The sequence below is a fragment of the Gaiella sp. genome, assembly GCF_035710885.1.
Classification (GTDB): Bacteria; Actinomycetota; Thermoleophilia; order Gaiellales; family Gaiellaceae; genus Gaiella.
Genome location: NZ_DASTCS010000073.1, coordinates 16,595 through 37,419 on the forward strand (window position 1 = coordinate 16,595; position 20,825 = coordinate 37,419).

27 protein-coding genes and 1 pseudogene are annotated in these 20,825 nt (G+C 72.1%); 18 read left to right on the plus strand and 10 right to left on the minus strand.

Translation table 11 applies throughout. From position 1 onward, the window contains the following. Positions 1-10: 10 nt before the first annotated feature. From pyk to VFO26_RS16550, 5 genes are read left to right on the plus strand one after another with little or no spacing between them, the layout of a single operon-like run. Positions 11-1,423 carry a pyruvate kinase gene (pyk, locus tag VFO26_RS16530; RefSeq protein ID WP_325116176.1) on the plus strand — a complete coding sequence of 471 codons (1,413 nt, stop codon included), beginning with the start codon at positions 11-13 and terminating at the stop codon, positions 1,421-1,423. Between the two features lie 48 nt (positions 1,424-1,471). Then, positions 1,472-1,801, plus strand: a complete 330-nt coding sequence (locus VFO26_RS16535) for a septum formation initiator family protein (protein WP_325116178.1) — start codon at positions 1,472-1,474, stop codon at positions 1,799-1,801. Between the two features lie 14 nt (positions 1,802-1,815). Further along, the gene (locus VFO26_RS16540) at positions 1,816-2,313 is read left to right on the plus strand and encodes a DUF501 domain-containing protein (protein ID WP_325116179.1); all 498 of its coding nucleotides are present in this window, start codon (positions 1,816-1,818) and stop codon (positions 2,311-2,313) included. Positions 2,314-2,324: 11 nt separating this feature from the next. Continuing rightward, entirely contained in the window at positions 2,325-2,636 is a 312-nt protein-coding gene (locus VFO26_RS16545) for a hypothetical protein (RefSeq protein WP_325116180.1), read from the plus strand. Further along, complete coding sequence (locus VFO26_RS16550; protein WP_325116181.1) at positions 2,633-2,836, plus strand: hypothetical protein; 204 nt, start codon at positions 2,633-2,635, stop codon at positions 2,834-2,836. Before VFO26_RS16545 ends, VFO26_RS16550 begins: the two co-directional genes overlap by 4 nt. Before the next feature lie 154 nt (positions 2,837-2,990). On the opposite strand, the gene VFO26_RS16555 is transcribed toward VFO26_RS16550, so the two are convergent. Beyond that, positions 2,991-3,419 (minus strand): hypothetical protein, encoded by a 429-nt coding sequence (locus tag VFO26_RS16555; RefSeq protein WP_325116182.1) that lies wholly within the window; start codon positions 3,417-3,419, stop codon positions 2,991-2,993. Between the two features lie 54 nt (positions 3,420-3,473). Between VFO26_RS16555 and VFO26_RS16560 the strand changes: the two genes are divergently transcribed. The 7 genes from VFO26_RS16560 (at position 3,474) to VFO26_RS16590 (ending at position 8,117) form a co-directional block, all read left to right on the plus strand. Next, on the plus strand, positions 3,474-3,734 hold the full coding sequence (locus VFO26_RS16560; RefSeq protein WP_325116183.1) for a hypothetical protein: 261 nt from the start codon (positions 3,474-3,476) through the stop codon (positions 3,732-3,734). 62 nt (positions 3,735-3,796) lie between these two features. Further along, positions 3,797-4,453, plus strand: coding sequence for a TIGR01906 family membrane protein (locus VFO26_RS16565; RefSeq protein WP_325116184.1), 657 nt, complete (start codon positions 3,797-3,799; stop codon positions 4,451-4,453). Further along, entirely contained in the window at positions 4,420-5,235 is an 816-nt protein-coding gene (locus VFO26_RS16570; RefSeq protein WP_325116185.1) for a glycerophosphodiester phosphodiesterase, read from the plus strand. Before VFO26_RS16565 ends, VFO26_RS16570 begins: the two co-directional genes overlap by 34 nt. Positions 5,236-5,283: 48 nt before the next feature. Next, positions 5,284-6,327: a L,D-transpeptidase family protein gene (locus tag VFO26_RS16575; protein ID WP_325116186.1), complete on the plus strand. Its 1,044-nt coding sequence runs from the start codon at positions 5,284-5,286 to the stop codon at positions 6,325-6,327. Then, positions 6,324-6,911 carry a TlpA disulfide reductase family protein gene (locus tag VFO26_RS16580; RefSeq protein ID WP_325116187.1) on the plus strand — a complete coding sequence of 196 codons (588 nt, stop codon included), beginning with the start codon at positions 6,324-6,326 and terminating at the stop codon, positions 6,909-6,911. The genes VFO26_RS16575 and VFO26_RS16580 overlap by 4 nt, the downstream gene beginning before the upstream one ends. Continuing rightward, complete coding sequence (locus VFO26_RS16585; RefSeq protein ID WP_325116188.1) at positions 6,908-7,357, plus strand: cytochrome c-type biogenesis protein; 450 nt, start codon at positions 6,908-6,910, stop codon at positions 7,355-7,357. Before VFO26_RS16580 ends, VFO26_RS16585 begins: the two co-directional genes overlap by 4 nt. A 37-nt stretch (positions 7,358-7,394) precedes the next feature. Continuing rightward, positions 7,395-8,117 (plus strand): cytochrome c biogenesis CcdA family protein, encoded by a 723-nt coding sequence (locus VFO26_RS16590; RefSeq protein ID WP_325116189.1) that lies wholly within the window; start codon positions 7,395-7,397, stop codon positions 8,115-8,117. Between the two features lie 19 nt (positions 8,118-8,136). Here VFO26_RS16590 and VFO26_RS16595 read toward each other — a convergent pair whose 3' ends face one another. Beyond that, entirely contained in the window at positions 8,137-8,460 is a 324-nt protein-coding gene (locus VFO26_RS16595) for a DUF309 domain-containing protein (RefSeq protein ID WP_325116190.1), read from the minus strand. 32 nt (positions 8,461-8,492) lie between these two features. On the opposite strand from VFO26_RS16595, the gene VFO26_RS16600 reads away from it, so the two are divergent. Further along, entirely contained in the window at positions 8,493-8,798 is a 306-nt protein-coding gene (locus VFO26_RS16600; protein ID WP_325116191.1) for a hypothetical protein, read from the plus strand. A gap of 42 nt (positions 8,799-8,840) precedes the next feature. Beyond that, positions 8,841-9,146 carry a ferredoxin family protein gene (locus VFO26_RS16605; RefSeq protein ID WP_325116192.1) on the plus strand — a complete coding sequence of 102 codons (306 nt, stop codon included), beginning with the start codon at positions 8,841-8,843 and terminating at the stop codon, positions 9,144-9,146. Positions 9,147-9,163: 17 nt separating this feature from the next. Here the strand turns inward: VFO26_RS16605 and VFO26_RS16610 are convergent, their stop codons facing one another. From VFO26_RS16610 to VFO26_RS16620, 3 genes are read right to left on the minus strand one after another with little or no spacing between them, the layout of a single operon-like run. Next, positions 9,164-9,799 carry a sensor histidine kinase gene (locus tag VFO26_RS16610; RefSeq protein WP_325116193.1) on the minus strand — a complete coding sequence of 212 codons (636 nt, stop codon included), beginning with the start codon at positions 9,797-9,799 and terminating at the stop codon, positions 9,164-9,166. Further along, positions 9,796-10,425, minus strand: a complete 630-nt coding sequence (locus tag VFO26_RS16615; RefSeq protein WP_325116194.1) for a response regulator transcription factor — start codon at positions 10,423-10,425, stop codon at positions 9,796-9,798. Before VFO26_RS16615 ends, VFO26_RS16610 begins: the two co-directional genes overlap by 4 nt. Positions 10,426-10,467: 42 nt before the next feature. Further along, positions 10,468-11,358, minus strand: coding sequence for a radical SAM protein (locus VFO26_RS16620; protein WP_325116195.1), 891 nt, complete (start codon positions 11,356-11,358; stop codon positions 10,468-10,470). A 91-nt stretch (positions 11,359-11,449) separates the two neighbouring features. Here VFO26_RS16620 and VFO26_RS16625 point away from each other — a divergent pair, with 91 nt between their 5' ends. After that, positions 11,450-12,427 (plus strand): nitronate monooxygenase family protein, encoded by a 978-nt coding sequence (locus tag VFO26_RS16625; RefSeq protein WP_325116196.1) that lies wholly within the window; start codon positions 11,450-11,452, stop codon positions 12,425-12,427. Here the strand turns inward: VFO26_RS16625 and VFO26_RS16630 are convergent. Genes VFO26_RS16630 through VFO26_RS16640 form a run of 3 tightly spaced genes read right to left on the minus strand, consistent with a single transcriptional unit; the run spans position 12,424 to position 15,341 of the window. Then, positions 12,424-13,719 (minus strand): sulfate adenylyltransferase subunit 1, encoded by a 1,296-nt coding sequence (locus VFO26_RS16630; RefSeq protein ID WP_325116197.1) that lies wholly within the window; start codon positions 13,717-13,719, stop codon positions 12,424-12,426. The two genes, VFO26_RS16625 and VFO26_RS16630, sit on opposite strands and share 4 nt — an antisense overlap. Then, positions 13,719-14,639 (minus strand): sulfate adenylyltransferase subunit CysD, encoded by a 921-nt coding sequence (gene cysD, locus VFO26_RS16635; RefSeq protein ID WP_325116198.1) that lies wholly within the window; start codon positions 14,637-14,639, stop codon positions 13,719-13,721. Before cysD ends, VFO26_RS16630 begins: the two co-directional genes overlap by 1 nt. 30 nt (positions 14,640-14,669) lie before the next feature. Next, positions 14,670-15,341: a phosphoadenylyl-sulfate reductase gene (locus VFO26_RS16640; protein ID WP_325116199.1), complete on the minus strand. Its 672-nt coding sequence runs from the start codon at positions 15,339-15,341 to the stop codon at positions 14,670-14,672. A gap of 241 nt (positions 15,342-15,582) precedes the next feature. On the opposite strand from VFO26_RS16640, the gene VFO26_RS16645 reads away from it, so the two are divergent. The 3 genes from VFO26_RS16645 to VFO26_RS16655 all read left to right on the plus strand — a co-directional run bounded on the left by VFO26_RS16645 (position 15,583) and on the right by VFO26_RS16655 (position 19,192). Beyond that, positions 15,583-16,518, plus strand: a complete 936-nt coding sequence (locus VFO26_RS16645) for an MBL fold metallo-hydrolase (RefSeq protein ID WP_325116200.1) — start codon at positions 15,583-15,585, stop codon at positions 16,516-16,518. Positions 16,519-16,592: 74 nt separating this feature from the next. Beyond that, the gene (locus tag VFO26_RS16650; protein WP_325116201.1) at positions 16,593-17,894 is read left to right on the plus strand and encodes a hemolysin family protein; all 1,302 of its coding nucleotides are present in this window, start codon (positions 16,593-16,595) and stop codon (positions 17,892-17,894) included. 71 nt (positions 17,895-17,965) lie between these two features. Next, the gene (locus VFO26_RS16655) at positions 17,966-19,192 is read left to right on the plus strand and encodes an MFS transporter (protein ID WP_325116202.1); all 1,227 of its coding nucleotides are present in this window, start codon (positions 17,966-17,968) and stop codon (positions 19,190-19,192) included. Position 19,193: 1 nt separating this feature from the next. On the opposite strand, the gene VFO26_RS16660 is transcribed toward VFO26_RS16655, so the two are convergent. Further along, positions 19,194-20,384, minus strand: a complete 1,191-nt coding sequence (locus VFO26_RS16660) for a (Fe-S)-binding protein (protein WP_325116203.1) — start codon at positions 20,382-20,384, stop codon at positions 19,194-19,196. Next, positions 20,381-20,825: pseudogene (locus VFO26_RS16665) on the minus strand (hypothetical protein); the annotation flags it as partial. The gene VFO26_RS16660 and the pseudogene VFO26_RS16665, both read right to left, overlap by 4 nt.

The following is a 20,825-nucleotide window of genomic DNA, read 5'->3' on the forward strand; positions in this document are numbered from 1 at the left end:
GGTGACGGCGGTGACCGGGCACACACGCCGTACCAAGATCGTCGCGACCATCGGGCCCGCTTCCGCCAGCCCGAAGACGCTCGAGGCCCTGATCGGCGCGGGGATGGACGGCGCGCGGCTCAACCTGTCGCACGGCACGCGCGACGACCACGCGCGGAGCGCGACCCTCGTCCGGGAGGCGGAGGCCGACGCCGGACGCCCGATCGCGCTGATCGCCGACCTGCAGGGACCGAAGCTCCGCGTCGGGGAGCTCGACGCGGACGTCGAGCTCGAGACGGGCGACTCCGTCGTGATCGCCGGCGAGGACTTCGCCGAGCCCGACGACCTTCCCGTCAGCCCTGCTGTGCTCGGGTCTGTTCTCCAACCGGGCAACGACATCCTGATCGACGACGGCATGGTGCGCCTCCGCGTGATGAAGGTCGAGCGGGGAAGAGCCCGGTGCGGCGTCATCGTGGGCGGGACCGTGTCCGAGCACAAGGGCGTCAACCTTCCCGGCGTCCCCCTCCCGATCCCCTCCCTCACGCGCAAGGACCTCGACGACCTCGACGCCGCGCTCGAGTTCGGCGTCGACTACGTCGCGCTCTCGTTCGTGCGGTCCGCCGCAGACGTCAAGGCGCTTCGCACGCTGATCGAGGCGAGGAACTCGCAGGCGTGGGTGATCGCGAAGATCGAGAAGGCGGAGGCGGTGGCGGCGCTGGACGAGATCCTCGCCGAGTCGCACGGCGTGATGGTCGCTCGCGGCGACCTCGGCGTGGAGATCGGGGCCGCGGACGTGCCGCTCCTCCAGAAGCGGATCATCCTGCATGCGCTCGAGCGCGCGAAGCCCGTGATCACGGCGACCCAGATGCTCGAGTCGATGATCCACGCACCCGAGCCGACACGTGCCGAGGCGTCCGACATCGCCAACGCGATCCTCGACGGCACGTCGGCGATCATGCTCTCCGGGGAGACGGCGATCGGCGAGTACCCGGTCGAGTCCGTCGCGGTGATGGACAGGATCGCGCTCGCCGTCGAGCCGCACCTCGGCTACCGCCACGAGACTCCGCAGGCGAGCGACACGCCGACGATCGACCAGGCGATGTCGAACGCCGCGTGCGACGTCGCGGAGGCCCTCGCCGCGAAGGCGATCCTCGTCCCGACCTTCACAGGCCGCACCGCGTCCGCGGTGGCCCGGCTCCGGCCCCAGAGGGCGATCCTCGCGCTCACGCACAAGATGGAGTCGCTCCGTCACATGGCGCTCGAGTGGGGCGTGACACCGATCGAGATCCCCGAGACGAGCGACGTCGAGGACCTGTGGGACCGGTCGGTCGCCGCGGCGCGTGAGTCGGGGATCGTCTTGCCGGGCGAGCGGCTCGTCCTCACCGCGGGGACGGCCGTCAACATCCCAGGCTCGACGAACGTGATCAAGGTCGACGTCGCCTGACGTACCGGGCGCGGAGGGGCCGCTCGGCGGACGGCGAAGACCTGAGACGTGGCCGGGAAGGGGAAGCGAAAGCGTGAGCGCACGCGGCGTCGCAGGGCGCCGCGCTGGCTCCTGCCGGTCGTCGTGCTCGGCGTCGTCTCGTTTCTCTACGTCCGACCGATCGACACCTACCTCGAGACGAGGGGCCAGCTGGAGGAGCGCCGCGCCGAAGTCGCCACGCTCCGGGCGGAGCGCGCACGCGCGACTGCCCGTCTCGAGCGCGCGACGAGCCTCGACGAGCTCGCCCGCGCGGCTCGCCGGATCGGCTACGTGCGTCCCGGCGAGCACCTGTTCATCGTCAAGGGCACCGCGGACTGGAAACGCCGCCGCGCGGGCTGAGCTACGGTCCGGGCGTGGACGACCGCGCCGCAGTCGCATGGCAGCTGGGGCGCGAGCCCCGGACCTTCCGTCGCGTCGTCGTCAGGTGCCCCTGGGGGCTCCCGGCCGTGACCGAGCAGGACCCGTACGGGCCCGACGGAGAGCCGTTCCCCACGACCTACTACCTCACCTGCCGGCATCTCGTCGCCGCGGTCTCGCGACTCGAGGCCGACGGCGGCGTGGGGCGCTGGAGCGACGCGGTCGCGGCCGATCCCGCCCTGCGAGACGACCTCGCCCGCGCCACCGCCGAGCAGCGCCGCCTGCGCCGTGAGCTGGCGGCGGGAGAGGCCGGATCCGACGAGGGCGCGTCGCTCGACCTGGGGATCGGCGGCTCGCGCAATCCTTCCGCCCTCAAGTGCCTCCACGCCCACGTGGCCTTCGCGCTCGCGTGCCCCGGCTACCTCCTCGGTGAGGCGATGCTCTCGGAACTGCCCGAGCGCTGGCCGGAGAGCTGCTGCACGGCCGTCCAATAGCATCGCGCGGGATGACGACGGTCTCCGCGGCGCGCCTCGAGTGGAGGGACGGCAACCGGCGCTTCCTCAGGGAGGCTCGTGACCCCGAGCGCGGAGACGTGCTCCATCGTCAGCGGGAGATCGTGCTCGACGAGCTGCGACGGCGCGTCGGGACGACCTTCACGCTGGACGAGCTCGTCGCCGCGTACGCCGCCTCCGAGCACTGGGTGCGCGAGGTGATCGAGGAGCGTGCTCCGTCGAAGGGCTGGGCCCGCACCGTCAGCCTCTCGGGCGACGCCGCCTTCCACGCCTACAGCACGCAGGCGCAGGACTACGAGCCGTGACGATCGACCCGCTGCCGCCGGCCCGCCGGCGCGCGGCCCGACGCCGCCTGTGGCCACGTGTCGTCGCGCTCGTCGTTGGCGCGGCAATCCTGTTCGCGCTCGGGGTCGCGCTCGGGCTCGCGCTCGACGATCGGCCCGTCCCCGGCGGGACCCAGACGTTCGTCCGCACGCTCCAGCCGCTGCCGCAGCAGACGCCGTAGCTGCACGACGTGTCGAGCTGCCACGTCCGTGGAGGTGGGGCGGCGGGGCGTTCGCCCGCCGCCGGTGGCCGGCTTTGCGGCCGGGTGGCCGGCGTCGTGTGGCCGGGTCGCCGTGCGGAAGGGGTGCGTGGGGGGAACCGTGGGTTCCCCCCCGTCACATCTCCTCGGAGGCCTGGAGCAGGCCCGCGACGATCACCGCGATCGCGGCGGCGAGGCTGATCCAGAGGCCGACGCCGCGGTGCGCGAAAAAGAAGTCGTCCGGCACCGAGATCACGCGCACGAGCACGAAGATCGTCGCCAGCGCCCCCAGCGCCACGGTGAGGAGGCTCTGGGGCAGCGCTGCGGGCGGCTCGATGCCGAGCTCGCGTAGCAGGAGCACGAGGACGACGGCCAGCCCCACGAAGAGGATCAGCTTGCCGAGGACGCCCGTGTTCCAGCCGAGCACGGAGATCGTCACGCCCTCACCCTCGCCCGTGTACCAGCCCGTGAACGACGACACCGCCAGCACGACGCCGGCCACGAGACCGAGCCCGTCGCCGAGGCCGAGCAGGCCGGGATCGAAGCGCCGCTCCCGCGTGACCATCGCGCACAGTATCCCCGACACGCGTTGCCTGCGTCGCGGTCGTATGCTTCGGGTGTGGCCGAAGACGTACGCGAGGCGACACGCGAGGGGGTCGCGGACGCGCTCGGGACCGATGAGGCACCGACGCTCGATCCGGACGCCGTCAGACGCTCGTACCAGCGCCATCGCGCGCTCCGGCGGGCCCGCATCGAGCACCGGAAGCGGACGAAGTGGGCGGGCGCGCGCTTCTGGGTCGTGCTCGTCCTGCTGATCGTCGCGTGCGTCCTGCTGGCGATGACGACCTGGCGCGAGATCGGGCGCCTGTTCGGGCTGTAGACATCGCACCGGACGCGGCGTCGCGGTGGTCGGCCGTCCGCGTCGCCGCGGTCGCGCTCGTCGTGCTGGTCGCGCTCGTCGTGCCGCCCACGCTCGTCGTGACTGCGCTCCGCGTCCTCGCGACCGACACGTTCGTGCGCTTCGAGTACGACCGCGACGGCTTCCCCTCCGATCGGTACGGCCTGACGGACGAGGAGCGTCAGTCGCTTGCGCTCACGGGCCTCGAGTCGATCCGACCGCGGTCGGATGGGATCGTCCTGCTCGAGCGTGCCACACTGCCCGACGGCTCGCCGGCGTTCGACAGTCGTGAGCTCACGCACATGGAGGACGTGCGCACGCTCTTCGGGGCGGCGTTGCGCGCCCAGCTCGTGATCGTGCTGCTGCTGATCGTGCTCGCCGTCGCGCTCTCCCGCAGTCGTCTCCGAGAGGTGGTTCCCCGGGGACTGCTCGCGGGCGCGCTGACGACGCTCGCGATCGCCGTGCTCGCCGTGCCGTTCATCCTGCTCGGCTTCGACCGGTTCTTCACGCGCTTCCACGAGATGTTCTTCGAAGGGGACTCGTGGCGCTTCTCGGACACCGACACCCTCATCCGCCTCTATCCGGAGCGGTTCTGGGAGGACGTCTCGCAGCTCGCCGCGGCAATCACGGTTGCGCAGGCAGTTCTCCTCGCGGGAGTCGCGTGGTGGTGGCTCCGCAGGACGCGTGGGCGGACGGCGTGATCGAGCTCCGGCGACCGAACCGGGTCGCGCTCAGGATCGGGCACCGCGGCGCGGCGCATCTCGCCCCGGAGAACACCCTCCGCTCCTTCCGTGCGGCCGTCGCACACGGTGTCGACCTGATCGAGTTCGACGTGCTCGACCTTCCCGGTGGCCCGCTCGTGCTGGCCCACTCGGATCACCTCGACGAGGTCAGCCACGGTGCGGCGACCGGGTCGGTGAGAGCGCGCTCGCTCGCCGAGCTGCGTGAGGTCGCGCCCGAGCTGCCCACGCTCGAGGACGCCCTCGCCTTCTTCAGGGACGAGGCGCCTGAGGTCGGCCTCCACGTGGATCTCAAGCTGACGACGCGGCTCGACGAGCTCGCGGACGCACTCCGCCGCTTCGGCCTCGAGCCCCGCACCGTCGTGTCCTCCTTCCACGTGCCGAGCCTGGTCGCCGTCGCGCGGTGCACCCCGTCGGTGCGGATCGGCTTCACCTACCCCGAGGACAGGTACGGCGTGTCGAGACGGCCCGCCCTCCAGCCCGTGCTACGGGCCGGGCTCGCCTCGCTCCGCGCGGCCGTTCCCGTCCTGGTGCCGCGGATGCTCCGGCGCACAGGGGCCACCGCGCTGATGCTGCAGCACGCGCTCGTCACCGCTCGCACCGTGTCCCGCGCGCACGCGCTCGGGGCCGCAGTGCTCGCGTGGACCGTCGACGACGTCAACGACCTCGAGCGGGTGCTCGCCGCAGGAGTCGACGGTGTGATCACGAACGATCCGAGGATCTTCGACTCGAACCGCACATAACAGATCGTTCACGTCCGCCGACCAGACCCCTGGATACACTCAGCGCCGATGCGCCGTCTGGCGACCGTACTCGTTCTTCCCTGCTCAGTCGCGCTTTTCATCGTGCTCGCTCCCGTTGCCTCGGCCGACGAGACGACGCCACCGACCACGACGGCTCCACCGACGACCACCGAGCCGCCCGCGACGACCGAGCCGCTGCCCCCGCTGCCGGGGCCGAAGCTGATCCAGCCGGGCGTCACCATCGGCGGGATGCTCGTCGGCGGGCTCACCGGCCCGGAGGCCCGGACACTCGTCGAGCAGCGCTTCGAGAAGCCGATCACGCTGCGCATCGCGTCGAGCCGGACCCTGCGGGTGAAGCCGCAGGAGCTCGGGGCTGCGGCGTACGTCGGCAAGGCCGTCAAGCTCGCCGTCCGGGTACGCCGCGAGGGCTTCCAGGTGCCGCTCAAGGTCGACGTCGCGAACGGGAAGCTGACGCGCTTCCTCTCGAAGGTCGGCAAGCAGACCGACCGCGAGCCCGTCGACGCCAGGCTCACGCTCAGGAACTTCACTCCGGTGGCGCACCCCTCCTCCCCGGGGCGGCGGCTGATGCAGGCCGTCGCGGCCCGTCGGCTCTCACTTGCGGTCCGCAAGCACGAGCGCGCGTTCGAGCTTCCCTACCAGGAGCTGCAGCCCGAGGTCACCGAGAGGGACCTCGGCCACGTGATCGTGATCAAGCGTGACTCGAAGACACTGCTCTACTACGTCGGGACGAAGCTCGAGCGCAGCTTCCGCATCGCGACGGGCCAGTCCTCGTACCCGACGCCGATCGGCGATTTCGAGATCGTGACGATGCAGCGCAACCCCTGGTGGTACCCCCCGCAGGGCTCCGACTGGGCGGCGGACGCCAAGCCGATCCCGCCGGGCCCCGGGAATCCCCTCGGGACGCGCTGGATGGGGATCTCGTCCCCGTACGTGGGCATCCACGGGACGCCCGACGCGGCGTCGATCGGCTACTCGGCCTCGCACGGCTGCATCCGCATGCTGATCCCGCAGGTCGAGTGGCTGTTCGAGCGGGTCGACGTGGGGACGCCCGTGTTCATCGTCGGGGCGTGACCGCCGGGGGCGGGCACGCCGCAAGGATCCAGCGCGCAGGTCAGGTCGTCGCCCTCCTCGGGGTCGCCGCACTCCTCGGCCTCCTCGTGTGGAGGGTCGCCTTCCGCGACGACACGGGGGCGGCGGACAAGCTCGGGCAGGGAACGCCTGTTGTCGCGCCCGCGTTCGTGCTCGACCGGCTCGATCGCGACGGGCGGCTCGCGCTGGCCGACCTGCGCGGCAAGGCGGTCGTCGTCAACTTCTGGGCGTCGTGGTGCATCCCGTGCCGCGAGGAGGCGCCGGTGCTGCAGCAGACGTATCAGCGCTACCGTGACCAGGGGCTCGTGGTGCTCGGCATCGACGTGAACGACTTCCGCGAGGACGCGAGGCGGTTCATGCGCCGCTACGGCATGACGTACCCCGTCGTCTACGACGGAAAGGGCTCGACGGTCGGCAAGTGGGGCGTGCGCGGGTTCCCCGAGACGTTCTTCGTCGACCGCTCCGGGAAGCTGGTCGGCGAGCGGATCTCCGGGGCGGTCGACATCGAGCGGAACCGCGAGGCGTACGAGCGCGGCGTCGCCCTCGTCCTCGCCGACGCGCCGTGACCCGCCTGGCGCTGCTCGCGGCGCTGCTCGTGTTCGCGGGCGGCCTCGCGAGCACACCGGCGGCGGGTGCGCCGAGCCCTGCCGACCTCGAGGCCGAGCTCGTCTGCCCGACCTGCAAGACGACGCTCGACCAGTCCGACGCGCCGGTCGCGAGACGCATGAAGCAGATCATCCGCGCACGGCTGGCGGCCGGGGCGACGGAGCAGGAGATCAAGGCGGAGCTCGTGGCGCAGTTCGGCCCGGCCGTGATCGCGGAGCCGCCGAAGACGGGCTTCGACCTGCTCGCGTGGCTCGTGCCGCTCGGCATCCTTGCGGTCGGCGCGCTCGGGGTGGGGGTGATCGCCTGGGGCTGGAGCCGGCGCCGCAGCGACGAGCCGCCCGAGGAAGCGCTCGATCCCGCGCTCGAGCGTCGTCTCGACAGCGAGCTCGAGCGGTTCGACGGGTGAGCAGCCACGCCGGAGCCGCGACCGGCGAGGGGCGCGCGTGAGCGCGAGTGAGATCCCGGTCGCGCTGCTGGCGGGATTCGTCTCCTTCCTCGCACCGTGCGTCTTGCCGCTCGTCCCGGGCTACCTGTCCGCGGTCTCGGCGGTCGAGGCCGACGAGCTCGGCCGCCCGGGCACGGCCCGACGGGTCGTCGTGTCGAGCGTCCCGTTCGTGCTCGGGTTCACGGCGATCTTCGTCCTGCTCGGAGTCGGTGCGTCCCTGCTCGGCGGCAGCCTCTTCCGCAACCAGTTCCTCCTCGAGCAGGTTTCGGGCTTCGTGCTGGTCGTGTTCGGTCTCGCCTTCATGGGTCTTCTCCCCTGGCCGGAGCGGCTCGTCGGCGCCGGGATCGTCCAGGGTGCCCGGTCGCGCGGGTCGCGCGTCCTGCTCGGCGGCGCCTTCGCCGTCTGCGCAGCGCCGTGCATCGGGCCGGTGCTCGCGGCGATCCTCGTCCTCGCGGGGTCGTCGGACACCGCCCTCGAAGGCGCTGCACTGCTCGCCGTCTACTCCCTCGGCCTCGCGATCCCGTTCGTGCTGGCCGGCGCGCTCTTCACCCGGGCGATGGGCGCGTTTCGCTGGGTCAGGGACCACTACCGCGCAATCCAGTTCGCGGGCGGGCTGGTGATGGTCGTGCTCGGCCTCCTGCTCTTCTTCGGCCGCTTCTACGTGCTGCGCATCTACGTCAACCGCGCGCTGGAGTGGTTCGGGCTCGAGCCCGTGTTCTGACGTGGGGGACGCCGTGGGCCTAGACGCGCACCGGGAGCAGGTCGAGCAGCCCCTCCGCGACCCGCGCCGACGCCGCCTCGACCTGGAGAAGGACCCGCGTGACGTCGACGTCGCGATGCGTAGGGGCGTAGGGGCCGAGGCGGCGGACGGCCTTCTCGAGCTGCCGCGACGCGCCCGCCTGATTGCCCTTCGCCGCGTGGTGCCACGCCACCGTGACGTGGACGAGCCCCTGGAGGAAGTCGCGCTCGGCCTGCGGCGCGTCACGCCATTCGTCCTCCAGCGCCTCGTGGGCGTCGAACCAGCGCTCTGCGCGCATCAGCTCCAGCCCGCGCTCGAGGCTCACACCGGATCGGCCCCCCGTGCTAGAAACACGACATGGCGACGATCCTGCTCGTCGGGGTCGACCTCATCCTCCGCTCGAAGCTGGAGGGCATCCTCGCCGGGTACCGGCTCGTCACGAGCGACAGCGCCGACCCGCCGGACCTCGTCATCTGCGACATCGCCCGCGTCGATGCCGAGGAGGTCGCGGACGCCTGGCCGGAGACGCCGATCCTCGGCTTCACGAACCACACGGACACCATCGGCCTGCAGCGCGCGCACACGGCCGGGTTCGACCAGGTGATCGTGAAGTCGGCCCTGGTGGAACGCGCGCGGCAGGTGGTCGACGAGCTCGTCGCTTGAGGCGAACCCGCCGCGGACGCCGTTGCTAGGCTCGCCGCAGGAATGACGTACATCATCGCCGAGCCCTGCATCGACATCAAAGACCGCTCGTGTGTGGACGTCTGCCCGGTCGACTGCATCCACGAGTTCGCGCGGATGCTGATCATCGACCCCGAGGAGTGCATCGACTGCGGTGCCTGCGAGCCGGAGTGCCCCGTGGAGGCGATCTTCCCCGAGGACGCGCTGCCCGACAAGTGGGAGCCGTTCGTGAAGATCAACTACGCCTTCCCCGAGGGTGCGGCGGCCGTCGACCCGCTCGTCGACGCCTACGCCGAGGAGCACAACGTCCAGAACGAGCCGATTGCCTGAGAGCCTCGGGCCCGGAGTCACAGCTGCGCCGCGCTCGGCGGAACCAGCAGCCTGATCGTCGTCCAGCGCCCGTCGCGCCCCGCCTCGAAGCTCCCGTTCAGCTCCGCCGCGCGCTCGGCCAGCCCGTCGATCACGGCCTGACGGCGCTCCGGCGCGCCGTCGTCGGAGACGACGAGCTCCACACCGCCCGCCGGTGTCTTGGCGACCGACACCGAGACCGCGCTCGGCGGGCCGCGTCGGACGGCCTGGTCGAGCGCCTCGCGGATCACCTGGAAGAGGCTCGAGCGAGCGCCCTCGCCGAGCCCCTCGTCGTCGATCGTCAGCTCGACCCGCGCGCCGCGGCGGCCGGCGGTGCGATCGGCGAGCTCGCGAACGGCGGCGGCGAGGCCGACCTCGTCGAGCATCACGGGCTCGAGGCCGGCAACGATCCCGCGGAGCTCCTCCGCAGCGTCGCGTGCGACCTCGAGCGCGCGTGCGACGACGCGGCGGCCGGACGCGACGTCGTCCCCCTCCAGCGCGGCGAGGGCGGCGTCCAGCATCTGCGAGAGCGCAGCGACGTGCTGCACAGGGCCGTCGTGGAGCTGCTCGGCGATCCGGCGTCGCTCTGCCCGCTCGCCGAGCAGCCGCTCCGCGACGAGGTGCTCGTCGCTCAATCGATCATCGCCTCGCGCAGCGCGATGGCGACCGCCTGGGTGCGGGTCTCCGCCTCGAGCTTCGCGAGGATGTGGCGCACGTGGCTCTTCACGGTCTCCTGCGAGATGAAGAGCCGCTGGGCGACGTCGGCGTTCGACATCCCGTCCGCGAGCAGCTGCAGGATCTCGCGCTCCCGCTGCGTGAGGATCTCCTGTCCGTCGCGGCCGGTCGCCAGCGACGGGAGCAGCGCCGGATCGACGAAGGTCTCGCCTCCGGCGACCTTCTCGATCGCCTTGAGCAACGTCTCGTGCGGCGCCTCCTTGAGGACGTAGCCGTGCGCGCCGGACTCGAGCCCGCGCTGCAGGAGCGCGCGTTCGCTGTACGCCGTGAAGACGAGCACGCGCGTGTCGGGGACACGCGCCGCGATCTCCTCCGTCGCCTCGATGCCGTCCATCTGCGGCATCCGCAGATCCATGATCACGACGTCCGGACGCCGACGCTCCGCCAGGGACACGGCCGTCTCGCCGTCCGGTGCCTCGCCGACCACGCGGATGTGCGGAGAGCGGAGCAGCGCCAGCCGCAATCCCTCGCGGACGACCTCGTGATCGTCGGCGATCAGGACGGTGATCTCCCCGTTCTCAGCCACGGAGAGGGATTCTAGGTACGGGGGGAGACGCCTTCCTCGCCGTCACACGACGAGCGCGAGCTGCTCGGGCTCGGGGGCCGGCGCGATCGGGGGCCTCCGGGGCCGCCACGTGGTGCGCGCAAGCCCGCGGACGGTCGCGCGCACGGGCTCGGTCGCGCTCGCGGGAAGGTAGGCGCGCCCGGCGTACAGCCGCGCGTACTCGGGAAGGAGCTCGGGCCAGTCCCGACCGAGCGCTTCCAGGAAGTGCTCCCGTGTCCCGGGCCGCAGGTAGAGCACGTTGGCCCAGACGCCGCTCGCGCCGGCGGCGCGAGCCTCCCTGACGACATCGGCGAGGAGCGCCGGGTCGTCGGAAAGGCCGGGCAGGACGGGGGCGAGCGCGACGCCCGTGTCGATCCCCGCCTCGCTGAGGACGCGGACCGCTTCGAGACGGCGGCGCGGGGGCGCGGTGCCGGGCTCCGTGGCCCGCCAGATGCGCTCGTCGAGCGTCGGCACCGAGAAGCTGACGTGCACCTTGGCGCGTCCCGCAGCCTCCGCGAGGACGTCGACGTCCCGCCTGATCATCGGCCCGCGCGTGATCAGGGAGAACGGCGTGCGGGCGGCGCCGAGCTCCTGGATGCACGCGCGCGTCAGCCGATAGCGCCCCTCGGCGGGCTGGTACGGGTCGGTCGCCGCGCCGACGGCGACGGCCTCGCGCTTCCACGACGCGCGGGCGAGCTCGCGGCGGAGGACGTCGGCGACGTTGACCTTGACCCGGATCGAGCGCCCGTACCGGTCGTCCGAGGGCCGGTCGGCACGCGCTTCGAAGGCGCGGACGTAACAGAAGGTGCAGCGGTGCGCGCAGCCCGTGTAGGGGTTGAGCGACCAGTCGAACGGCATGCCCTTCACCCTGTTGAGGGCGCTCCGGCACGGCTCCTCGCGGTACTCGACCCGCATCCCGGAAGGATAGAACACGCGTTCGTATGGCGTCCAGCCTCTCGGAGCCCCTCTGGGGAGCGATAATGTCGCCGTCGTCCTCGGGAGCCCGGTGATCTCGACACGCGCAACCTCCGTCCTGGGCGTCGACCACCCGGTCGTGCTCGCAGGCATGTCGAGCGGCTTCACGGACGCGGCGCTCGTCGCCGCGGTCTCGGAGGCCGGTGGCCTCGGCGTCATGGGCGTGACCGACCTCGATCCCGACGGTGTCGTGGCGGCGGTCGAAGGGGTCCGGGCCCTCACCACCCGCCCATTCGGGCTCAACCTGCTGCTGTTCGCGGCCGAGGAGTCGGTCGACGCCGTGTTGGCGACCCGGCCGCGCGTCTTCTCGACCGCGTGGCCGTCGCCCGAGCATGACCTGCGCGAGATCTTCGGCCGTGCCCACGAGGCGGGGGCGGTGGTGATGCACATGGTCCCGACTCTCGCCGACGCGGTCTCGGCCGCCGACGCGGGCGCCGACGTGATCGTCGCCCAGGGGACCGAAGGCGGCGGCCATGTGGGCCTCCTCGCCTCGGTGGTGATCGTGCCGCAGGTCGCGCGCGCGGTCGCGCCGGTGCCGGTGCTCGCCGCCGGAGGCTTCGCCGACGGGGCCGGGCTCGCCGCGGCGCTGGCCCTCGGGGCGGAGGGCGTTCTCCTCGGGACCCGATTCCTTGCCACCGTCGAGGCGCCAGTGTCGGACGGGTACAAGCAGGCGCTCGTCTCGAGCGACGGCCACGACGCCGAGCTCTCCGGCGTTCCCGACCTCCTCGCGGGCGCCATCTGGCCCGGAGCCCACGGTCGCGTGCTGCGAAACCGCCTGATCGAGAGGTGGACGGCACGGGAGGGCCAGCTCCGTGCCCGCCGTTCGGAGCTACTGGAGCAGGCGCTCCGCGCGCGGCGCGACGGCGACATGGAGGAGGCCGTTGTCTGGGCCGGCCAGAGCGCCGGGCTGGTGGTCGACATCGCGCCGGCGGGCGCCATCGTCCAGCGCATCGTCCGCGAGGCAGAGACGATCATCCGAGACCGCGCGGAGCTCGTGACGGGCGGTTAGGGCGTTGCGCCGACGACCATTCCGGCGCCGACGGTCTCGTTCGTCGCCTCGTCGACGAGGACGAACGAGCCGGTCGTCCGGTTCTCGGAGTAGGCGTCGACGAGCAGCGGGCCGACGAGCCGCAGTCGCACCCGGGCGAGGTCGTTGAGCGAGAGCCCGGCTGCCGGCGACCCCTCGAGCGTCCCCACGTCGATCAGCGAGGCGACCTCCTCGAGGATCGCCCGTGTCCAGCGGGTCGTGTGCTTGACGGCGAGCCGGGCGCCTGTCTGCACCGGCCGCTCGCTCATCCAGCAGACGGTCGCCTCCAGCTCGCGGGCGGCGACGGGCGCGTCGCCGGGATCGCAGAGCATGTCGCCGCGGGACACGTCGATCGCGTCGGACAGGCGGACGACGACGGACTGCCCCTGGACCGCAACGTCGAGCGGGCCGTCGTGGGTCTCCACCGCCGCGACGGTGCTGCGCAGGCCCGACGGCAGGACGACGACCTCGTCGCCTGCGCGCCACTCGCCGCCGGCCACCTGGCCGGCGTAGCCGCGGTAGTCGTGGTGCTCGCCGGACATCGGCCGGATCACCCACTGGACCGGGAAGCGGCGGTGCGACAGGTCGCGGTCGGCGGCGATCTCGATCGTCTCGAGCCGTTCGAGGAAGGTGCCGCCGTCCCACCAGGGCATCCGCTCGGACGGTTCGACGACGTTGTCGCCCGGCAGCGCAGCGATCGGGATCACGACCGCGTCGCGGATCTCGAGCCGCTCTGCGAGCTCCCGCAGGTCGCTCTCGATCTCGCGGAAGCGCTCCTCCTCGAAGTCGACGAGGTCCATCTTGTTGACGGCGAAGACGACGTGCGGGATCCCGAGCATCGCCGCGATGTACGTGTGCCGTTGCGTCTGCTCGATGACGCCTTTGCGCGCGTCGAGCAGCACGACCGCGACGTCGGCGGTCGAGGCGCCGGTGACCATGTTCCTCGTGTACTGGACGTGGCCCGGCGCGTCGGCGAGCTGGAAGCGCCGCGACGGCGTCACGAACGAGCGGTAGGCGACGTCGATCGTGATCCCCTGCTCCCGCTCGGCGCGCAGGCCGTCGGTCAGCAGAGCGAGGTTGACGTACCCGTCCCCGCGCCGCTCGCTCGTCTCCTCGACGTGCTCGAGCTGATCCGACATCACCTGCTTCGTGTCGTAGAGCAGCCGGCCGATGAGGGTCGACTTGCCGTCGTCGACGGAGCCGCACGTGACCAGCCGGAGGAGCTCGCTCGAGGCAGCCTCGCCGGTGAGCATCTCCGCGAGGTCGAGCGGCATCAGAAGTACCCCAGCCGCTTGCGATCTTCCATCGCGGCCTCCGAGACCTTGTCGTCGGCGCGTGTCTCGCCGCGCTCGGTGACGCGGGTCGCCGCGATCTCGCGGACGACGTCCTCGATCGTCGAGGCCCTCGAGCGAACGCCGCCCGTGCAGCTCATGTCGCCTACGGTGCGGAACCGCACCCACTCCTCGAACGGCTCCTCGTGGGGGTAGCGCTCGACGAACTCGGATGCGGCATAGAGCATCCCGTCCCGCTCGAAGACCTCCCGCTGGTGCGAGAAGTAGATCGCCGGCAGCTCGAGCCGCTCGCGGGCGACGTACTGCCAGACGTCGAGCTCCGTCCAGTTGGAGATCGGGAAGACCCGTACCTGCTCGCCCTTGCGGATGCGGCCGTTGTAGATGTTCCAGAGCTCGGGCCGCTGGGCACGTGGGTCCCACTGCCCGAAGTCGTCGCGGAACGAGAAGATCCGCTCCTTCGCCCGCGAGCGCTCCTCGTCTCGGCGCGCGCCGCCGATCGCGGCGTCGAAGCGATGCTCCGTCATCGCGTCGAGGAGCGTCGTCGTCTGGAGCTGGTTCCGGGATGCCCGCGGCCCCGTCTGATCGACGACACGGCCCTTGTCGATCGACTCCTGGACGGATGCGACCACGAGGCGCTCGCCGAGCTCCCCGACGCGGCGGTCGCGGAACTCGATCGCCTCCGGGAAGTTGTGGCCCGTGTCGACGTGCATCAACGGGAACGGGAAGCGGCCGGGGCGGAACGCCTTCTCGGCGAGCCGCAGCAGCACGATCGAGTCCTTGCCGCCCGAGAAGAGCAGCACGGGGCGCTCGAGCTCGGCGGCGACTTCGCGCATGATGTGGATCGCCTCCGACTCGAGCGCGTCGAGGTGCGAGAGGCGAACCAGTGGGTCGGTCGTGGTCATGGGCGTGCGGGCGCGGTGGTCGGGCCGGTCTCAGGCGTGGAGGCCGCACTCCGTCTTGCCGGACCCGATCCAGCGGCCGTCGCGACCGGTGCCGGGCGCCGTGCAGTGGGTGCAGCCGATCGAAGCGTATCCGCGCGCGTGCAGGTCGTTGACGGGCAGCTCGCGCTCGCGGACGTAGGCCAAGACGTCGTCGTCCGTCCAGTCGGCGAGCGGGCTCGCCTTCCACAGCTCGTGGCGCTCGTCCCAGCCGAGCTTCGGCGTGGACGCGCGGCTCGGGGCCTGGTCGCGGCGCACGCCGGTGATCCAGCCGTCGAGGCTCGAGAGCGCTGCCCCGAGCGGGCCGATCTTGCGGATCGAGCAGCAGAGGTCGGGGTTGCGCTCCCACAGCGCGTCGCCGTGCACGGCAGCCTGCCGCCCGAGGGACGGCCCTTCGTAGACCGCGATCCGGATCCCGTAGCGCTGCTCCACGGCGCGCCACACGGCGTAGGTCTCGGGGAAGAGGACGTGCGTGTCGAGCGCGAACACCCGTGCCTCCGGCTCGCGCTCGAGGAGCATGTCGAGGAGGACGCTCTCCTCCTTCTGGAACGAGCAGGCGAGCGCGACGTTCGGGTGGAGGGTCTCGAGCACGACCTCCAGGACCTGCTCGGCCGTGAGGGCCTCGACGTCGGTCTCGCCGACGAGCTCCGCAACGCTCCGCTCCATCGGGCGAACGGTATCACCCATGAGAAACGCTTATCCATTGCATTAGCGGCGGCAGGAGACTGGTCGGACGGCCGACTGCCGCCGCGCGGTGACGCGGATCGGACGGACGGCCGTGGTACGGGGGTTGCGCGACCGCCCCGGTCGCGGACGGGCGGCGCGGGGCGGTTCGGTGTCAGACACCGAATCGTGTCAAGACGGCCGCGGGGGACACGGCCGGGAGAGCCGCGCGTAGGGTTGCGCCATGGACGAGCTCGCCGAGGGGATCCGCCGCGTCACGCTCCCCCTCCCGGCACGGCCGGGGCACGTCCACGCCTACCTCCTGCCCGGGGAGGACGGCTGGACGGTCGTCGACACCGGCCTCGGCCTCCCGGATGCGCGCGAGCGCTGGGCCGCCGAGCTCGACGGGCTCCCGGGCCGGGTGCAGCGGATCGTGGTGACGCACTTCCACCCCGACCACCTCGGCGCCACCCTGGACGTGGTGGAGCTCACCGGCGCGCCTGTCTCGCAGGGCCGGCTCGACTACGAGCAGTGCGACCTCGTGTGGGGGCACGACGACTGGGCAGACGTGCTCGTCGACTGGTTCCGCAGCCACGGCGTCCCCGACGACGTCATGGTCGAGCTGATCGAGCAGGGCGCGCTCTACCGGCCGTTCATCCGTTACCAGCGGAATCCCGAGCTTCTCGAGCCCGGCGACCACGTCGACGGCTGGCGCACCGTCGCTGCTCCCGGGCACGCGGACGGGCAGCTGATGCTCCTGCGGCAGGGCGTTCTCGTCGCCGCAGACCACCTGCTCGGCCGGATCTCGCCGACCGTCGGGCTCTGGCCCCGCAGCCGGCCCGACCCCCTCGGCGACTACCTCGGCGCGCTCGAGGAGACGATCGCTCTCGACGCCCGCCTCGCGCTCCCCGGCCACGGCGACCCGATCGAGGACCCCGCGGGACGCGCTCGGGAGCTGATCGAGCACCACCGTGAGCGCCTGGCCGCGACGGCGGCCGCGCTCGGCGAAGAGCCACGCAGTGGATACGAGGTCTCCTACCCGCTCTTCGGCGACGACCTGAAGCCCTCGGCGCGCCGCTTCGCAGTCGCGGAGACGCTGTCGCACCTCGAGCGGCTCGTGCTCGAAGGGGGCGCGACGCGCCACGAGGGCGTCGGCAGCGTTACCTATACTTCGGCCTGAGTGGACGGCGAGCTACCGCCCAGTACCCGCGCCCCTGGAAGAGGGGCGCCCACCTTCTCCGTTAGCGACACGCGATGAGCGACGTTTGGCGTGCCGTCGCCGTCCTCGTGCTCGTGCTCGGCAACGCGGTCTTCGTCGCCGCCGAGTACGCGCTCGTCACCGCGCGCCGGACCCGCCTCGAGGAGCGCGCCGAGCAGGGGAAGCGCGCTGCGAAGACCGCGCTGCGGATGATGGACGAGCCCGTCCGCTTCATCTCGACGGTCCAGGTCGGAATCACGGTCCTCAGCATCGCCCTCGGTGTCGTCGGCGAGCCGCTCGTCTCCCAGTACTTCGAGTTCCTGCCGCGGGGCGTCGCGTTCGTGATCTCGTTCTCCATCCTGACGTACCTGAGCGTCGTGGTCGGCGAGCTCGTGCCGAAGGCCGTCGCGCTGCAGAAGGCCGAGCTCCTGGCGCTCGCGCTCGCGGTTCCGATCGACCTGCTCTCGAGGGCGTTCGCGCCGGTCGTCTGGGTGCTGCAGCACTCCTCCAACGCGGTGCTCCGCCTGCTGAAGGTCAAGCCGGCACCGGCCGGGATGATGGCCTTCACCCGCGAGGACATCCGCCAGTCCGTCGCGGCTGCCGAGGACGTCGGCGAGATCCAGACTGCGGAGGAGGAGATGCTCTACAAGGTCTTCGACTTCGCGGAGAAGGAGGCGGCGGACGTGATGGTGCCGCGCCCGGACGTGTTCGGGCTCTCGGTCGACCTTCCGCCCGAGGAGGCGCTCCGCCTCGTCCTCGACAACCCGTACACGCGCTACCCCGTCTACCGCGAGTCGCTGGACGACATCGTCGGGATCCTCCACATTCGCGCGCTCGTCTCCGCGCTCAACGACCACAGCATCGCGTCGGTAAGGCTCGAGGAGCTCCTGCTCCCTGCGTACGTCGTCCCCGAGACCAAGGACCTCGGAGCGCTGCTCGCCGAGTTCCGCAAGACGAATCAGCACCTGGCGATCGTGGTGGACGAATACGGCGCAACGGAGGGGATCGTCACCCTCGAGGACCTGCTCGAGGAGATCGTCGGCGACATCGAGGACGAGTTCGACCTGCCCAACGAGTCGGTCGAGCGCGTGAACGAGACGACGATCCGGGTCGACGGGTCGTTCACGATCGACGACTTCAACGAGCAGTTCGGGACCGAGATCGACTCCGAGGACTACCACACGGTCGCAGGCTTCGTCTTCGGCCATCTCGGCCGCGCCGCCGAGGTCAGCGACGAGGTCGTCGCCGACCAGCTCCGCTTCCGCGTGCTCGAGACCAGCGGCTCGCGCATCCAACGGCTCGAGATCGAGTTCCTGCCGGCCCCGGTCGGGGCCGACGACACGCCGGAAGCGGCCTGACCCGCGAAAACCCCGGCGCGCCCACGCGACGCGCTTCTCGCGCGGCCGGGAAGCGATCAAGATCAGGCCCCGTGCGTCCGCCGCTCCGGCACCGCGACTTCGCCCTCTACGTCGGCGCCACCGTCGCGACCGCGTTCGCGATCGAGATGTCGTTCGTCGCAATCGGCTGGCAGGTCTACTCGATCCGCGGCAACCCGCTCGATCTCGGGCTCGTCGGGCTGGCGATGTTCCTCCCGCTGCCGCTCTTCGCCCTGCCGGCCGGGCACTTCGCCGACCGGTACCCGCGGAGGACCGTCCTCGCGCTCGCGATCGGGCTCGACGCGCTCGTCGCCGTGGGGCTGCTCTTCGTGACACGCGCCGGGGCCGACGAGACCTGGCCGTTCTTCGCGCTCGCGTTCGGGACCGGCGTGGCCTCGGCGCTCGGGGCCCCGGCAGGGCGAGCGCTGACTCCGTCGCTCGTGCCCCAGGAGATCCTCGTGCAGGCCTTCGCCCAGCGGTCGGTCGCGTTCCAGCTCTCGGTGATCGGCGGGCCGGCCCTCGGCGGCCTGCTCTTCGCGCTCCACCCGGAGCTCGTCTACGCGGTGTCTGCCGCGTTCTCGCTCGTCGCCCTCGCGGCGGTGCTCGCGCTGCACGCGGGCCGGGAGGGGCTCGGCGCCGGCTCGCCAGACCTGAGAAGCGTGCTCGGCGGCGTGCGGCTCGTCCGGCGGACGCCGGTGCTGCTCGGGGCGATCTCGCTCGACCTGTTCGCCGTCCTCTTCGGCGGCGCCGTGGCGCTGCTGCCGATCTTCGCGAAGGACGTGCTCGACGTCGGTCCCGCGGGGCTCGGCGTGCTGCGGGCCGCCCCGGCCGTCGGAGCCCTCTGTGCGGCGGTCGTCCTGACGAGACGACCGGTCCGCCGTCGGGCGGGGCGGACGCTGCTCACCGTCGTGGCGCTCTACGGGCTGACGATGATCGTCTTCGGGCTCTCGGAGACGATGTGGCTGTCGCTCCTCGCGCTCGCGGCGGGAGGCTCGGTGGACATGGTGAGCATGGTGCTCCGGCAGACGATCCTCCCTCTCGTGACGCCCGACGAGCTCCGGGGGCGCGTGACCGCCGTCGAGATGGTGTTCATCAGCGCCTCGAACGAGCTCGGCGCGTTCGAGTCCGGGGTCGCAGCCGCGCTGATCGGAGCGGTGCCCGCGGTGCTCGTCGGAGGCGCGCTGACGATCGGGGTCGCGTTCGCGTGGACGAGGATCTTCCCGGGGCTGGCGCGCGTCGACCGGCTGGACGACCTGCGGCCCGTCGAGGCCGTGGCGTAGCTCAGCGGCGGGCGCGAGCGAGCAGGTCGGTGGCCGGGACGCCGCGGAGCGAGGCGTCGAGCAGCTCCACCGGATGGAGCGCCGGCAACGGCGTTCCGGCTCGTCCGAGGGCCTGGGCGACCTGCACGAGGCAGCCGGGGTTCGCGCTCGCGTACGCGTCCGCCTCGGTCGCCAGCACGCGCGCCGCCTTGCGGTCGCCGAGGTCGCGCGCGGCGAGAGGCTGGGTGACGTTGTAGATCCCGGCCGAGCCGCAGCAGATGTCCTGCTCGGCGGGCTCGACGACGCTCAGGCCCGGGATCTGCTCGAGCAACGGGCGCCAGGCGGCAGGGAGCCGCTGCGCGTGCCGCAGGTGGCACGAGTCCTGATAGGCGACCCGCAGGTCGAGGGGGTGGAGCACGGGGAACTCGGCGTCCGCGAGCGCCTCGGTGAGGTCCAGCGCGGGCAGATCGCGGTCCTTCAGGTGCGACCCGCAACCGGACGCGTTGACGACGATCGTGTCGAGGCCCGCGAAGCTCCTCTGGAGCCTCGCCGTCAGGCGCGCCGACTCGTCGGCGCGCCCCGCGTGGGCCGACAGGGCGCCGCAGCAGCCCTGCGCCGGCGCGACGACCTCGAACCCCCCCGCGGCGAGGACGCGCGCGGTGGCGGCGTTGACCTCGCCGAAGACGACCGACTGGACGCAGCCGGTGAGGAGCCCGACGCGCGGGGCGGCTCGAGTCGACCCGTCACGGGCCGGCGTGACAGCCGCCGGCCGCTCGCTCGAGCGCCAGCGCGGCGCGAGCTCGAGCATCGGGCGTGCCCATGCCGGCGCGGGCAGGACGCGCCCCAGCGGCGCCAGGCGGAGCGCCCAGCGCATCCGCCGCGGGTACGGAAGCGTCGCGAACAGCAGACGCCGCTGGAGCCGCTCAGCGCGTGGTCGACGGTGCTCGGTCTCGACGACGTGGCGCGTCTCCTCGATCAGCCGGTCGTACCGGACGCCGGAGGGGCAGCTCGACACGCAGGCCATGCAGCCGAGGCAGCGGTCGAAGTGCTCGACGACGGTCGGGCTCAGGCGCAGGGTGCCCTGGGCCGTCTTCTCCATCAGCTGGATGCGGCCGCGCGGGGAGTCCATCTCCTCGCTCCAGAGGACGTACGTCGGGCACGTCGGCAGGCAGAAGCCGCAGTGGACGCACGCCCGCGTCAGCTCCTCGATCAAACGAGGATTCCGGCCGGGTCGAACCGTTCCTTGAGCCGCCGCTGGATCTGGCGCGCGGCCGCGTCCGGCACGCCGCCGACCCGGCGAGGCACGTACGCGACACCGGCCGCGGGCCGCACGACGGCCTCGTCGAGCGTCGAGAGCACGTTCCCGAGATCGCCGGGAGCGAACGCAAGGCGCCCGAGCGCGCGGCCCTGGCGCTCCCGCGCCTCCTCCCACCCGCCGTCGTCGGCCTCTACGCCCCCGATCAGCGCCCGTGCCGAATCGAGCTGGGCGGCGACGGCGCCCGGGGAGCCTTCGAACAGCACCGCCACGCGGCCGGGAACGAGCACGTCGAGCGCGCTCGGCTGGAGCACCGAGCTGCGGAGTGCCCGGACGACGCCGGCGGGGGTGTCTGTTTCGACGACAATTGTCGAAGATGCTTGCGGCCGAGGATGTAGC